The 12,836-nt window shown below is 60.9% G+C and carries 13 protein-coding genes; 6 read left to right on the top strand and 7 right to left on the bottom strand.

Annotated elements, in window-relative coordinates; genetic code table 11:
* Positions 1-54 precede the first annotated feature (54 nt).
* The gene (locus DCO57_RS01465) at positions 55-705 is read left to right on the top strand and encodes a TetR/AcrR family transcriptional regulator (protein ID WP_116697059.1); all 651 of its coding nucleotides are present in this window, start codon (positions 55-57) and stop codon (positions 703-705) included.
* Positions 706-778: 73 nt separating this feature from the next.
* Here the strand turns inward: DCO57_RS01465 and DCO57_RS01460 are convergent, their stop codons facing one another.
* The 3 genes from DCO57_RS01460 to DCO57_RS01450 all read right to left on the bottom strand — a co-directional run bounded on the left by DCO57_RS01460 (position 779) and on the right by DCO57_RS01450 (position 3,143).
* Positions 779-1,318 carry a hypothetical protein gene (locus tag DCO57_RS01460; protein ID WP_116697058.1) on the bottom strand — a complete coding sequence of 180 codons (540 nt, stop codon included), beginning with the start codon at positions 1,316-1,318 and terminating at the stop codon, positions 779-781.
* 526 nt (positions 1,319-1,844) lie between these two features.
* Positions 1,845-2,330, bottom strand: coding sequence for an Lrp/AsnC family transcriptional regulator (locus DCO57_RS01455; RefSeq protein ID WP_208977757.1), 486 nt, complete (start codon positions 2,328-2,330; stop codon positions 1,845-1,847).
* Positions 2,331-2,504: 174 nt separating this feature from the next.
* Positions 2,505-3,143: a uracil-DNA glycosylase family protein gene (locus DCO57_RS01450; protein ID WP_116697056.1), complete on the bottom strand. Its 639-nt coding sequence runs from the start codon at positions 3,141-3,143 to the stop codon at positions 2,505-2,507.
* Between the two features lie 132 nt (positions 3,144-3,275).
* Here DCO57_RS01450 and DCO57_RS01445 point away from each other — a divergent pair, with 132 nt between their 5' ends.
* Positions 3,276-4,832 carry an ATP-binding protein gene (locus tag DCO57_RS01445; RefSeq protein WP_116697055.1) on the top strand — a complete coding sequence of 519 codons (1,557 nt, stop codon included), beginning with the start codon at positions 3,276-3,278 and terminating at the stop codon, positions 4,830-4,832.
* A 30-nt stretch (positions 4,833-4,862) separates the two neighbouring features.
* On the opposite strand, the gene cobT is transcribed toward DCO57_RS01445, so the two are convergent.
* A complete protein-coding gene (gene cobT / locus DCO57_RS01440; RefSeq protein ID WP_116697054.1) occupies positions 4,863-5,888 on the bottom strand; it encodes a nicotinate-nucleotide--dimethylbenzimidazole phosphoribosyltransferase in 1,026 nt (341 codons plus the stop codon).
* Positions 5,889-6,019: 131 nt separating this feature from the next.
* Here cobT and cobS point away from each other — a divergent pair, with 131 nt between their 5' ends.
* The 4 genes from cobS to DCO57_RS01420 all read left to right on the top strand — a co-directional run bounded on the left by cobS (position 6,020) and on the right by DCO57_RS01420 (position 9,077).
* Positions 6,020-6,892, top strand: coding sequence for an adenosylcobinamide-GDP ribazoletransferase (gene cobS / locus DCO57_RS01435; protein WP_116697053.1), 873 nt, complete (start codon positions 6,020-6,022; stop codon positions 6,890-6,892).
* Between the two features lie 33 nt (positions 6,893-6,925).
* The gene (locus DCO57_RS01430; protein ID WP_165814596.1) at positions 6,926-8,113 is read left to right on the top strand and encodes an alpha/beta hydrolase; all 1,188 of its coding nucleotides are present in this window, start codon (positions 6,926-6,928) and stop codon (positions 8,111-8,113) included.
* 71 nt (positions 8,114-8,184) lie between these two features.
* A complete protein-coding gene (locus tag DCO57_RS01425; RefSeq protein WP_116697052.1) occupies positions 8,185-8,367 on the top strand; it encodes a DUF1289 domain-containing protein in 183 nt (60 codons plus the stop codon).
* Positions 8,364-9,077: a TIGR02281 family clan AA aspartic protease gene (locus DCO57_RS01420; protein WP_116697051.1), complete on the top strand. Its 714-nt coding sequence runs from the start codon at positions 8,364-8,366 to the stop codon at positions 9,075-9,077. Before DCO57_RS01425 ends, DCO57_RS01420 begins: the two co-directional genes overlap by 4 nt.
* Before the next feature lie 23 nt (positions 9,078-9,100).
* On the opposite strand, the gene dusA is transcribed toward DCO57_RS01420, so the two are convergent.
* From dusA to DCO57_RS01405, 3 genes are all read right to left on the bottom strand, one after another.
* A complete protein-coding gene (gene dusA / locus DCO57_RS01415; RefSeq protein WP_279629126.1) occupies positions 9,101-10,105 on the bottom strand; it encodes a tRNA dihydrouridine(20/20a) synthase DusA in 1,005 nt (334 codons plus the stop codon).
* A 475-nt stretch (positions 10,106-10,580) separates the two neighbouring features.
* Positions 10,581-11,768, bottom strand: coding sequence for a thiolase family protein (locus DCO57_RS01410; RefSeq protein WP_116697050.1), 1,188 nt, complete (start codon positions 11,766-11,768; stop codon positions 10,581-10,583).
* Between the two features lie 63 nt (positions 11,769-11,831).
* Positions 11,832-12,593, bottom strand: a complete 762-nt coding sequence (locus tag DCO57_RS01405) for an SDR family oxidoreductase (RefSeq protein ID WP_116697335.1) — start codon at positions 12,591-12,593, stop codon at positions 11,832-11,834.
* Positions 12,594-12,836: the final 243 nt, after the last annotated feature.

The raw sequence follows: 12,836 nt of genomic DNA, 5'->3' as shown, positions 1-12,836 counted from the left end.
ACACATGTGTCAATTCCGATTGCGACCGAACCGGCCGATTGCTAGTAATCTGGCATGAAAGAGGCTTTGATCGACAAGACAACCGGCTGGCGCGGGACGCGGGACATATGGATCCGGGCAGCGTATGAAGCATTGCTGGAAAACGGGATCGATGCCGTCAAGGTGATGCCTCTGGCGGAACGGCTCGGCCTGTCACGCACAAGTTTCTACGGTCATTTTTCCGATCGCAACGACCTTCTGAACGCCTTGGTCACCCACTGGCAGGCCCGCAACACCGGCAACCTCGTCCGGCGTACCGAGGATTATGCGGAAACCATCACCGAGGCCGTTCTGAATGTCTTCGACCTCTGGCTGCGGCCGGACCTCTTCGACTCGCGTCTTGAATTCGCGGTGCGCAACTGGGCCCACACCGACGCGGAGCTTGCCGGTTTGCTGGAGGAAGCGGACCGGGTGCGGATCGAGGCGCTCCAGGCGATGTTCGAACGCTTCAGCTATGAGGCAGCCTATGCCAATATCCGGGCCAACACGGTCTATCAGACGCAGATCGGCTATATCTCGATGAAAAAGGACGGTCCGGAGGAGCCGCTTGCGCCGCGCCTGAAGCGCATGCCCCATTATGCGGAGATCTTTACCGGCCGGACGGCAACAGAGGCTGAAATCGCCCGCTTTCTTGCCCGCCATTCGCTGCCGGAAGGGACCGGATAGGGTTATTCACGACAGATTGACTTAATCCGCAACGTCGGCCCTTGCCGCGTTCATACGAACACATACAAGAGGCTTAGGGCTGGGCTGGCGCGGGTTGAGCGCTCTCGTTCATGATCAACAGCGAACGATCATATTTGAAAATATTCGCGCAAATTTCTCCAAAGGCTTCAGATGCAATATTGAACGTAAGAGCATTCTCGATAACATCGTGATTGCTATATATTTCAACGCAATGCGTTCTCCAAAACAGGTACCTCTCCGGTGCAGCGCGTCGGTTGGACGCTTCGAAATACGCCACAAACAGCGACAGCGAAAAGGCTAGGACGCATACCGATACGATCGTACCAGAATTGGTTCCCTTGCTCATATCTGTAGCAAAAATCCAGACCACCAAGCCGGAAAGCAGTCCGAGAGAAGCCGCCATTATTTCACCGACCGCGGCCTCCCGGCTCAAACCGCCGAGTGTACCTACTGTAGCGCCAAGTGAAGTCAAACCGAGAAGCACTACAAAGACCTTGGAACGCATCTTTTTCTCAAGGAAAAAGACCACCAGAATCCAAACGAATCCAGCGGTACCCAGACACACCGCAGGCCAAAGAAAAATAGTTGTCATACTCAAATTCCGCTATCCCTATAAAAGATAGATTCCTAATTTCTGAACGACCTAAAATATTCCCTAGGAACTTCATGAGAAGTATAATTTTCCGCCGAACGAATACTAACTTGAGGCCTACACAAATTCGACGTAAATGCATTTAGAGTTCCATTTTTCCTATGCCTATTTATACAATCATCGAGCTCATGTTCCTCCTGCAGATCATTCTCGTCGGCCTGGTTGGAAAATACATTATTCTGCCCATCCGAAGATGCATCAGATGTGCCGGTCAAGCTTTCTTGGGACCACGCATGTGGTATTGTCACCTGCTGGAAAATCGTGCTGACCACTAAAACAACCAGGAATGAAAACACTTGATAGTTCATTGGCATCACCTCCCACGAAGGTGACCAATTTATCATAGGTTGCCCCATGTGAAAATCGCGCCCATGAGATGAATAGTGGCGCAGGCACGAATTTTCAGATCCAAAACCCAACCTTCGAAACTGGCGGTTTCAGGCCGACTGGGTGTCTCTGCCGAATCTTACGTATCCGACTTAGACTTTTCCGTCGCCACATAGGCAAGCGGCAGGGCCGTGGTGTTCTTGATCTGCTCCATGGCGAAGGTCGTGGAAACGTCGGAAATGTCGATCTTGGAAATCAGCTTCTTGTAGAAGACATCATAGGCCTCGATGTCCGGCACCGCGACGCGCAGCAGATAATCGACCTGACCGGCCATGCGATAGAATTCCATCACCTCCGGCAACTCGCGGATCACGTCTGCGAATTTTTTCAGCCAGTCCTCGGAATGCTGGTTGGTGGTGATGGCAACGAAGGCGGTGACCTTGGCATTGATCTTCGCAGGATCGAGCAATGCGACCCTGCCGGTGATAACGCCGTCTTCCTCCATCTTCTGAATGCGACGCCAGCAAGGGGTCGTCGACAGGCCGACGCGCCGGCCGATCTCGGCCACGGGTACGGTGCAGTCCTCCTGCAGGATGGACAGGATGCGGCGGTCGATGCGGTCAATCATGAGCTATTATCCAGCGCTCGCCAGCAGAACCGACAGCTCATGCAGGCAAAGAAATTTGGGAAATCATTTCTCCATTCTGGTAAAACTCGTATCTGAATTTCAATAGAGTTGTCAATTCACGCTGATTTGAGAATTTTATTCGAATTCACTCAAGCGCCCCGCTACGAACGCTCAAATCAGACGGGCGACTTCCGCTCTCAGGACCGGAAGCAGCTCGCTGCCGAACCAGGGGTGTTTCTTCAGCCAGGAGTTGTTGCGCCAGGACGGATGGGGAAGCGGCAACACCGAGTGTTTCCCGGGCTCCGGCTCCGCCTCGAAATACTCCCGCCAGCCGGCTACCGTTTCGGTGAGCGTTTTCCGCCGACCCGCACCCAGGTGATAGGCCTGGGCATATTGGCCGATCGTCAGCACGAGCTCGATCTGCGGCATGGCGGCGAAGAGCCGGTCATGCCAGGCCTTCCGGCACTCGGGCCTCGGCGGCAGATCGCTGCCCCTGGCATCCAGGCCGGGAAAGCAGAACCCCATCGGGATGATGGCCAGACGCGCCGCGTCATAGAAGACATCCTCGCCGATCCCCATCCAGTCTCGGAGCCGGTCGCCCGAAGGGTCGGTGAAGGGCCGACCGCTGAGATGCACCCGCGTTCCGGGCGCCTGCCCGCATATGCAGATCCGGGCGGTGGAAGACACCTGCAGAACCGGCCGCGGCTCATGCGGAAGCGGTGCTTTCAGCGGATTTTCGACACAGATCCGGCACGCGCGGACCTGCTTGGCCAGCGTCTCAATGTCTTCGGTTTTCTTCTTCCCGGACAACTAGTTACACCTTTGATCCGCTGCTTAACCTTTCGCTTACCACGATCCTGAGGACGATCTTAAGGAATGGTGAGTCAGTCTACCCAAACAAGCAGTAACGCGATAACGAAATCAATACCCTCCGGGCGGCTAATGGAATCTCTTTCGTCAGACGGCGGCGAAGACAAATTCGCCATCAACGAGCAGCGGGCCATGCGGCGCAGGGAAATGGCGCGCGGCATGAAAAACGTGCGCAGCCGCCTTGGCACTCCGGAATATCGCCACAGCACCTTCGATCTCGACCGTCAGCACCTTTTCGCCGACACCCGCATCAATGCCGCCTATGCCGTCCCGCTGCTGGCGCTGATCGTGGCGGCGATATCCGTTCTGTGGATCAACCCGGTTCTCATCGGCGCATGGTTTATCGTGACCCTGTGCACCCATGTGGCGATGGTGGTCGCCAGCCATGCATATGAGAAGGCGCCCTCGGAGCAGAAGGCACGGATCTACTGGCGCAAGCGGTTCACGCTCGGCGACTTTGTCTACGGTTGCAGCTGGGCCTCCTTCTTTCTGCTGCCCCAGACCGCTGAAGCCGGCGAAGGTTTCGTGATCTTCCATTTTGCAACATTGCTGATCGTCGTGGCGATGAACACGATGCAATCGGCCACCTTGCCCAGATGCCTGCTGGCCAGCACCCTGCCGATGACCCTCGTGGTCACATTCAGTTTCCTCAGGCAGGTCGACCCGATCCATTACACGCTGGCGGCGATGGCGATCGGTGCTCAGGGGTTCTTCTTCATTCTCGGCAACCAGCTTCTCAAAAATGCCAATACCATGCTGGAATACCGGGCCGAGAAGGATCACCTCATCGCTGAGCTGGAAACGGCGAACGCCATGTCGGACGAAGCCCGCCGGCGGGCCGAATCCGCCAATATCGCCAAATCCCGTTTTCTGGCGACCATGAGCCACGAGTTGCGCACTCCGCTGAATGCGATCCTCGGATTTTCCGAGATCATGAAGGATGAAGTGCTCGGGGTGATGCACAACAAGAATTACCGCTCCTACGCGGAAGACATTCACGGCTCCGGTCAGCACCTCCTCAACCTGATCAACGAAATCCTCGACCTGTCACGGATCGAGGCCGGCCGGCACGAACTGCATGAGGAAGCGCTGTTTCTGGACGATGTCGTCGAGGAATGCGGAAGCATGATGAAGGTGCGCGCCCAGGCGAAATCCATCCAGCTGCGTCACATCCACGAACCGGACCTGCCGAAGGTCTGGGCCGACGAACGCGCGCTGCGTCAGGTGGTGCTGAACCTCATGTCGAATGCGGTCAAGTTCACGCCGTCCGGCGGCAAGGTGCAGATCAAGGTCGGCCTGACTTCCGATGGCGGACAATTCGTCTCCATCACGGATACCGGTCCAGGGATCCCGGACGACGAAATCCCGACCGTTCTGGAGGCTTTCGGCCAGGGGTCCCATGCGATCAAGAGTGCCGAACCGGGCACCGGCCTCGGCCTGTCCATCGTGCAGGCGCTCATCGCCATGCATGACGGCAATTTCAACCTGAAATCCAGACCCGGCGAAGGCACCGAAGTGATCGTCACCCTGCCGCGCGCCCGGGTGATGAACTATTCGCCGGATGTGGACTGGGTGGATCCGGACGATCAGGCGCCGGCCCGAGGCGACCGGACGACCCGCACGGCCTGACGGCCCCGGGGGGGTGCCCCCCGTTTCATCTCACTCGGCTTTTGCGGAAACGCCTGCGTCGGCGAATGTGGCCATGCCGGAATGCATTTCGGCGGCCGCCCTGGCGACACCCGCCGCTAGGGCCGCTCCGGTTCCCTCACCCAGCCGCATGCCGAAATCGAACAGGGCTGTCTTGCCCATGTGCTCCAGCACTTTCGCATGGGCCTGTTCCGCCGAGACGTGGGCGAACAGGCAGTGATCCAGTCCGGCCGGATCCATCGCATGCACCACCGCCGCCGCTGCGGTGGTCACGAAGCCGTCGACGATCACGGGCACGCGCTGCAGACGCGCGGCAATGATGAGGCCCGCCATGGCGGCAATTTCCCGCCCGCCGATCCGGCGCAGGATTTCCAGCGGGTCTTTCTCGCCGTTCAAGCGATCCACCGCCTTTTGAACGGCCTCCCGTTTGCGGGCCAGTCCCTCATCGTTGACGCCGGTTCCGCGGCCGATCCAGTCTTCGGACCTGCCGCCGAACAGACCGTTGAGTACGGCAGCGGCAACCGTGGTGTTGCCGATGCCCATTTCTCCCAGGCAGATGAGGTCTATGCCACCGGCGAGGGCTTCCATGCCATAGGCCATGGTCGCGGCACAATTGGCCTCGTCCATGGCGTCTTCGCGCGTGATGCTCGGGGTCGGCATCTCGACCGCGAGATCGAAGACCTTCAGCCCGATGTCATAGGCCCGGCAGAGCTGGTTGATGGCCGCGCCGCCGGCAGCGAAATTTTCCACCATCTGCTGGTTGACCGAACTCGGAAAGGCCGACACGCCCTCTTCCGCGACACCATGGGCGGTTGCGAAAATCGCGACCAGCGGGCGGGAGATCTTCGGCGGCGCATTGCCGGACCAGGCCGCCAGCCACTCGGCAATATCCTCAAGGCTTCCCAGCGAACCGGCAGGCTTGGTCAGCTGCGCGTCGCGGGCCTTTACTTTCCGCACCGCCTCTTCATCCGGCCCCGGCATCGACCTGACCAGGTTGCGGATATCTTCGAAGGGAAGCGCGGCGTCGGAAAGAGACATGGATTTCGGGTTCCCGGGCTGGATATTAAAGTGTTAGAGCCTGCATGGTCCGGCATCTGCCGGTCATTGGTCTCGCCAAGTTGCTGATCTATAGTCAGGCCTTGCAAAAACTCAAGCGCAGGACCGTCCCTATGCCCCCAGAAACCGACCAAACGCCTGATTCCGGAAGCAAATCCGGCGCAGACAAAGCTTGGGATCAGTTCGGCAACGGGCGGGACTATCTGTCGGATTTCGCCGTGGACACTGCGGCCTGCGTGCGATTCTTCTCCCGGTTGCCCCTGCCCCGGATCAATGCCGTGGACGACACCGAAGCGGCACCGGATTTTTCCCGCATCGCCCGGGCGGCACCGCTTGCCGGTTTCCTCATCGCACTACCCGCCGCCGCCTGCGGCATGCTGCTGGGCCATACCCACCTGCCCGACCTTGCCGTGGCCACGATCATCGCCGCGCTGCTGGCGATCACCACCGGTGCGCTGCATGAAGACGGGCTGAGCGATGTCGCCGACGGATTTTTCGGCGGCGCCAGCCGGGAACGGCGTCTGGAGATCATGAAGGACAGCCGCATAGGCGCCTTCGGAGCGCTGGCGCTGGTGCTTTCCGCCATATTGCGCGTCGCGCTTCTGACCGCCCTCTGGCAGCGTTTCGGTCCGGCCGGAGCGGCGCTCCTGTTTCTGGGCGGCGAAGCGCTCAGCCGTATGCTGCTCGTCTGGCAGTGGCAGATCCTGCCACCGGCACGGCCGGAGGGGCTGGCGGCGGCCTTCGGCAAACCGGCCGAAAAAACGGTCCATCAGGCCCTTCTTGTGACAATCCCGCTGCTGATTCCCGCAGCTCTATTACCTTCCTTAACGGCATTTTCTCTCGGCTGCCTGTTTGCAGCCGGTGCCGCCTATGCTACCGGTCGTCTGGCGCGAGCAAAAATCGGTGGCGTCACCGGTGATGTTCTGGGCGCCATGCAACAACTCGGTGCCCTCGGGTTTCTGCTGGGACTGCTGATGGTTCCGTGAGCCCTCCCCTCCGTTTCGAGACAGACCTTGCCCATGGTATCGATTTTCCCGCTCCCGACGATACGTGCCCTGATCGTGCTGACGCTATCGGCCGTTCTGCTCGGCGCCTGTTCGGGCCGGCCGGAGATCGGCGCACTGGCGCTCAACAGCGCGCCTGCCGAAGGCGCCAAGGCCCATGACATCTTCATTGTGGCCACGCGGGCGCGGGACGAGCGGCCGGACACCTATTTCAGCGGCGAGCGATCGGACGAGATCAACTATGCCGAAGCGCGGATTTCCGTTCCACCCGTCCACAAGCCCGGTGTCATTGAATGGCCAGCCAGCCTTCCGGGCAATCCCGAGGCAGATTTCGTCGCCCGAAGCGCGGCGTATCTGCCGTCCGCCAACGCCTTCAAAACACGGCTCAATCAGGAACTCGCGACGCGGCCCCGGGGAAAAAGGGAAGTTTTCCTGTTCATCCACGGCTACAACACGCTGTTTGCCGAGAGCCTGTATCGCCTCACCCAGTTCGTTCACGACGCGAACAGCGATGCGGTGCCGGTACTGTTTTCCTGGGCCTCACGCGGCAAACTCCGGGACTACCTGTACGACCTGAACAGCGCTGCCATTGCCCGCGACGCCCTGGAGAAGACCCTCACCGACCTGGCGCAGAGCGACGCGGACGAGATCAGCATCCTTGCCCATTCGATGGGGAACTACCTGCTGATGGAAACCATCCGCCAGATGCCGCCGTCCCTGCGGCAAAAGATCCAGAAAAAGGTCCACTACGTGGTTCTGGCGGCTCCCGATATCGATATCGACCTGTTCAAGTCCCACCTGCGCAGGCTCGGCCATTTCCAGAAACCCTTCGTCGTTATCGTTTCCACCGACGATCGGGCCCTGCGCCTGTCGCGCGCCCTGTCCGGCGGGGTTGATCGCCTCGGGGCCTACTCGGACGACGAGGAACTGGCGAAACTCGGGGCCATCGTCATCGATGTCACCGACCTTGAGGCCGGGGATTCGGCCCATCATTCCAAATTCGCGATGCTGGCCGAATTCGCCCCCGAACTTCAGAGTGCCTTCGCCAATGGCAGCCTGACCAGTGAGTCGAGCCTCGACGGCACACGCACCTTCGGCGGCGATCTGGGCAGTTTCGTCGGGACCACCGCGCAAACGGCACTCACCCTGCCGATCCGGATCATCGCCGCACCTGTCGTACTCGCCACGGGCGGCAGTCTGTGACGCCTCCTTTTCCGCAAGTTTGAGCCATCTTCCGTCTTGGCAAAGCCACATTCAAACGCCATATCCGCCTGATGCAGTCGCCTTGTATCAACATCTGCCAGATCGACCGGGAAAGCCGCCTGTGCACAGGCTGTTTGCGCTCGCTCGATGAAATCGCCGGCTGGGCCGGGTTCAGTGAAGGGCAGCGCCGCGAGATCATGGCGGATCTGGACAGGCGCCGCGAAGGCGCGCGTCCGCTGGACAGCCGCCGATGAAGCACCCGAGACAGTTGCGCGGTCTGGTCGTCGCAGTGCTGGTGATCATCATGGGCGCCATGGCCTTCTATGCCTTTTTCGGCGATCCGACCGATCCGGAAAACATCAACTTCGACAGCAGCGGTCCGCGGATCGTGGCGCTGTCCACCCTGGCCTTCGTATTCCTGGCAAGTTTCCTCTTCGGTCAGCCCAAGGTCCGCGAGATCATCCATGGCACGATCTTCTGGGGCGGGCTGGGCGTCGTTCTTATCGTCGGCTACACCTACCGGGCCGATCTGGTGCAGGCCGGTTACCGGGTTCTGGGCGCGCTGGCTCCGGGGATGGCGGTCTCGCAGCCGGATGGCTCGATTCTCATCGTGCGGGATGCCACCGGACACTTCGTGGTCGACGGGCGCACCAATGGCGCGGGAACGCAGTTCCTGCTGGACACGGGCGCCAGCGCCGTCGTGCTGACATATGAGGACGCACGGCGCGCCGGATACAGGGCCGAGGATCTGTCCTTCACCGTGCCCGTCTCCACGGCCAACGGCCGCACGCTGGTCGCACCGGTCAAGATCGACACGATCACCATCGGCGATCACAGCCTGCGGGATATCCGCGGTTTCGTCGCCCGCGAGGGAACGCTGGACGGCAGTCTTCTGGGCATGAGTGCGCTCGACAGGCTGCGCAGCTGGCGGATCGAGGGCGACAAGCTGATCATCACGCCCTGACGCCGGCCTCCGGACCGGCGGCGCTATTCCGCCGCTTCGGCCGCCACATCCGCCGGGCTGACGGCGGCAAGCGCCCTTTCCACGACCTCCAGCCCCGCACCGGACCGGATCGCCTCCACGGTGAGGATCCGCCGCCAGGAGCGTGCGCCCGGACGGCCATGAAACAGACCCAGCATGTGGCGGGTCATGTGGGCAAGCTTCACGCCCCGGCCAAGCTGGTCGTCCATGTAGGCCATATGTGCCCGGACGGCTTCGAAGGGCGAGACATCCGGCAAGGTGCCGTCATAGAGCCGCCGGTCGACTTCGCCGAGCATCTGCGGCGTGTGATAGGCGGCGCGGCCGATCATCAGGCCGTCGACCGTCTCAAGAAAGGGAGCCGCCTGATCGAGGCTCTGCAGACCGCCATTGAGTCCGATGAACCGCTCCGGGAAGCGGGCCTTGAGCCGGAAAACCCGCTCATAGTCGAGCGGCGGAACATCGCGGTTCTGTTTGGGGCTCAGCCCCTGCAGCCAGGCCTTGCGGGCATGGACCCAGAGCGCATCGCTACCGGCGCCAAAGACCGCTTCGGCCATCCGGTCGAGCGCCTCTTCCGGGTCCTGATCGTCGACACCGATACGGCATTTGACCGTGACCGGAATATCCACCGCCGCCTTCATGGCCGCGACACAGGCAGCCACCAGCTCCGGCTCCAGCATCAGGCAGGCGCCGAAACGGCCGGACTGAACCCGGTCCGACGGGCAGCCCACATTGATGTTGACCTCGTCATAGCCCAGCCCGGCAACGATCCGCGCCGCCTCGGCCATCTCCGACGGATCCGATCCGCCGAGCTGACAGGCCAGCGGATGTTCGAGCGGCGAAAACCCCAGCAGATGGTCCCGGTCGCCATGGATCACCGCACCGGTGGTCACCATCTCCGTATACAGCAGCGCATGCCGGGTCAGCTGCCGGTGAAATGCCCGGCAATGTCTGTCGGTCCACTCCATCATGGGGGCGACCGCCAGTTTCATTTTCTTGTCGTTGTCGTCCATGGCTGCAACATTCACGCGGCAGGATCCCTTGTGATCACTCATCTGTCCCGGGCACCGTATTAATCGATATTCCGGCAGAAGTACGTCAAAAACGTATCACAATCTCAGGGCACCGGCGCGTGACACAGCTGCCGGCGATCGGGCTGTGGCTGACAACAGCAAGATGCGGACGGGATGTCCGGACGTTTTCACGGCATTCAGCAGATACTCACTCTCCAACGGCTGCGGCGTGGCCTGCCCCGTGTCCGAGTGTTCTGACAACCGGCAGGGCGCCCGTCAGAAGTGCGATCAGCCGCAGGTACAAAGCAGCTCATTCCGCCCATGCTTCGCCCTGCCGGAACATCTGCCGGTCTGAAAGGGCCTCCCCTGACGGCACGCCGTCAAAGCATTCCCGCGGCAGGCACGCCTGCGCCTTGCAGGGAAAACGGCGCAGTCCCGCAGGATCCTTCAGGTCCTTTCGGGACTGCGCGGTTGTTCAATTCAGCGTTTCCAGTGCCAGCGCAATGCCCTGACCGCCGCCGATACAAAGCGTAACCACACCGCGCCTTATGCCGTCGCGCCGCATAGAATGCAGCAGGCGGGTTGTCAGCACGGCCCCGGTCGCTCCTATCGGGTGTCCATGGGCGATCGCTCCGCCTTCGACGTTGACGATATCCTCGGACAATCCCAACTCGCGCGTCACCGCCAGGACGATGGCGGCAAAGGCTTCGTTGATCTCGATGCGCTCGACATCGCCAATGGTCCAGCCGGCGCGCGCCAGCGCCTGCTTCACGGCAGGGACCGGTCCCAGTCCGAACATTCCCGGCTCCACGGCTCCGATGCCGTAGGACACCAGCCGTGCAAACGGTTCGAGTTCATGGACTTCGGCCCAGCCCCGCTCGGCCACCACCATCGCCGCCGCGCCACTGTTCAGTCCCGGGGCATTGCCTGCCGTGATCGTGCCATCCTTGCGAAAGGCCGGTTTCAGCCTGGCGAGGCTGTCCAGGGTGGTGTCGGGTCGATTGTGCTCATCGGTGTCGAAGATCGTCGGCCCCTTGCGGCCGGAAAGTTCGACACCGACGATTTCATTTTCGAATTTTCCCTCTGCCTGAGCGGCGGAAAAGCGCCTCTGCGAGCGTTCCGCCCAGCGGTCCTGATCTTCCCGGGAAATGTCGCATGCCTTCACGAGATCCTCGGTGTGCCAGCCCGAATGCTCGCCCGAAAACGCGTCATTCAGACCATCCCGCAACATGCTGTCAAAAAGCTGCGCGGTGCCCATCCGGTATCCCCAGCGGCCGCCCATCGCCAGGTAAGGCGCCATGTCCATGTTTTCGGTGCCTCCGGCAACCGCGCAATCCAGCATGCCCGAAAAAATCTCCGCTGCTGCCGATGCGACCGCCTGAGCGCCGGAACCACATACCCGGTTGACGGTCATGGCCGGAACAGCAACCGGAATACCGCCGTTGATGGCACATTGCCGGGCCGGGTTCATCTTGTTGCCGGCCTGAACCACATTACCCATCACGACGCTGTCCACCGCCGTGCCGTCAAGTTTCGACCGGGTCATCACGGCCTTCACAGCGGTTGCCCCGAGGTCGGTAGCCGGTGTCGATTTGAGGCTGCCGCCATATGTCCCGATCGCGGTGCGAACAGGATGGCACAGAACGACTTCACGCGTTTCCATTGTCTTGCTCCAAACTTGTCCTGACAGCCGGTCCGGTCATACGCCGGATCGTTTCTCCGTGGATCAAAGGCGCATTCCTCCATCGACCTCCAGAACGCGTCCATTGAAGTAGTCATTCTCCAGTATGAACAGCACGGACCGGGCGATTTCTTCCGGCCTGCCGAACCGGCGGGCCGGGATCATCGAAGTGATGCGGTTCTGGATTTCCGGCGGGATGGCGGCAACCATATCGGTGTCGCAGAACCCCGGCGCAATGCAGGCTGCACGGATGTTGTGGCGCGCGAGTTCCTTGGCCCAGGTCACGGTCATCGCCGCGACACCCGCCTTGGCGGCCGTGTAGTTGCTTTGCCCGATATTGCCGGCCCGCGAGATGCTGGAGATATTGACGATCACGCCGCCCGCTCCGCTTTCGATCATCTGCACCGCGGCTTCGCGCCCGCACAGGAACACGGCTTTCAGATCCACGTCGATCACCTTGTCGAAGTGGGCCAGCGACATCTTCCTGAGGATCTTGCCGTCCTTGGCCTTCACCAGAAGGTCGTCATTGGTGATGCCTGCGTTGTTGACCAGGGCCTCTACCGCACCTAAGTCCTTCCTGATGGCGCCGAACACGGTTTCCACCGCCGTTTCGTCGGTGACATCGACCGGATAGGCCTTTGCCTGGCCACGAGTCCCGGCGCAGAGGCGAACGGTTTCCTGGAGACCTTCCTCGTTCAGATCGAGCAAGGCCAGCTTCGCCCCATGCGCAGCAATTTCCCTAGCCATTTCCCGCCCCAAACCCCGGGCCGCGCCGGTAATGACAACTGTCTTGTCTTTCAAATCCATCATAGGTCTCCTGAAGAGCTTCGCTTTCCAAGTTTCGCGTCGTCGCGCACGACACCGTGCGTCCGACCAAACTAATATTGCGGATTTGAAGGGCCATGATGCAGGTCAACGAGACGCCATCGCCGCCGGGAACGTGTGCCGACGGCGGAGCAACGGCCATGCATGTGGCGTGTTTTTTGAGAAAGCTTCGAGCCCGACCGGGAGGTCGGCCATGGTGGCGATATGCCCCGGGAGGGGAACCGC

Source organism: Labrenzia sp. 011, from assembly GCF_003075075.1.
Lineage (GTDB): Bacteria > Pseudomonadota > Alphaproteobacteria > Rhizobiales > Stappiaceae > Roseibium.
Note: the sequence above shows the minus strand (reverse complement) of the source record. Positions and strands in the feature narration are given on the sequence as shown.

Excerpts from the sequence above, each read along its gene's own strand:
- cobS (WP_116697053.1), top strand. The coding sequence starts at position 6,020 with ATGCCCCCAGAAACCGACCAAACGCCTGATTCCGGAAGCAAATCCGGC.
- DCO57_RS01405 (WP_116697335.1), bottom strand. The coding sequence starts at position 12,593 with ATGGATTTGAAAGACAAGACAGTTGTCATTACCGGCGCGGCCCGGGGT.
- dusA (WP_279629126.1), bottom strand. The coding sequence starts at position 10,105 with ATGGACGACAACGACAAGAAAATGAAACTGGCGGTCGCCCCCATGATG.
- DCO57_RS01420 (WP_116697051.1), top strand. The coding sequence starts at position 8,364 with ATGAAGCACCCGAGACAGTTGCGCGGTCTGGTCGTCGCAGTGCTGGTG.
- DCO57_RS01410 (WP_116697050.1), bottom strand. The coding sequence starts at position 11,768 with ATGGAAACGCGTGAAGTCGTTCTGTGCCATCCTGTTCGCACCGCGATC.
- cobT (WP_116697054.1), bottom strand. The coding sequence starts at position 5,888 with ATGTCTCTTTCCGACGCCGCGCTTCCCTTCGAAGATATCCGCAACCTG.
- DCO57_RS01465 (WP_116697059.1), top strand. The coding sequence starts at position 55 with ATGAAAGAGGCTTTGATCGACAAGACAACCGGCTGGCGCGGGACGCGG.
- DCO57_RS01460 (WP_116697058.1), bottom strand. The coding sequence starts at position 1,318 with ATGACAACTATTTTTCTTTGGCCTGCGGTGTGTCTGGGTACCGCTGGA.
- DCO57_RS01425 (WP_116697052.1), top strand. The coding sequence starts at position 8,185 with ATGCAGTCGCCTTGTATCAACATCTGCCAGATCGACCGGGAAAGCCGC.
- DCO57_RS01445 (WP_116697055.1), top strand. The coding sequence starts at position 3,276 with ATGGAATCTCTTTCGTCAGACGGCGGCGAAGACAAATTCGCCATCAAC.
- DCO57_RS01430 (WP_165814596.1), top strand. The coding sequence starts at position 6,926 with ATGGTATCGATTTTCCCGCTCCCGACGATACGTGCCCTGATCGTGCTG.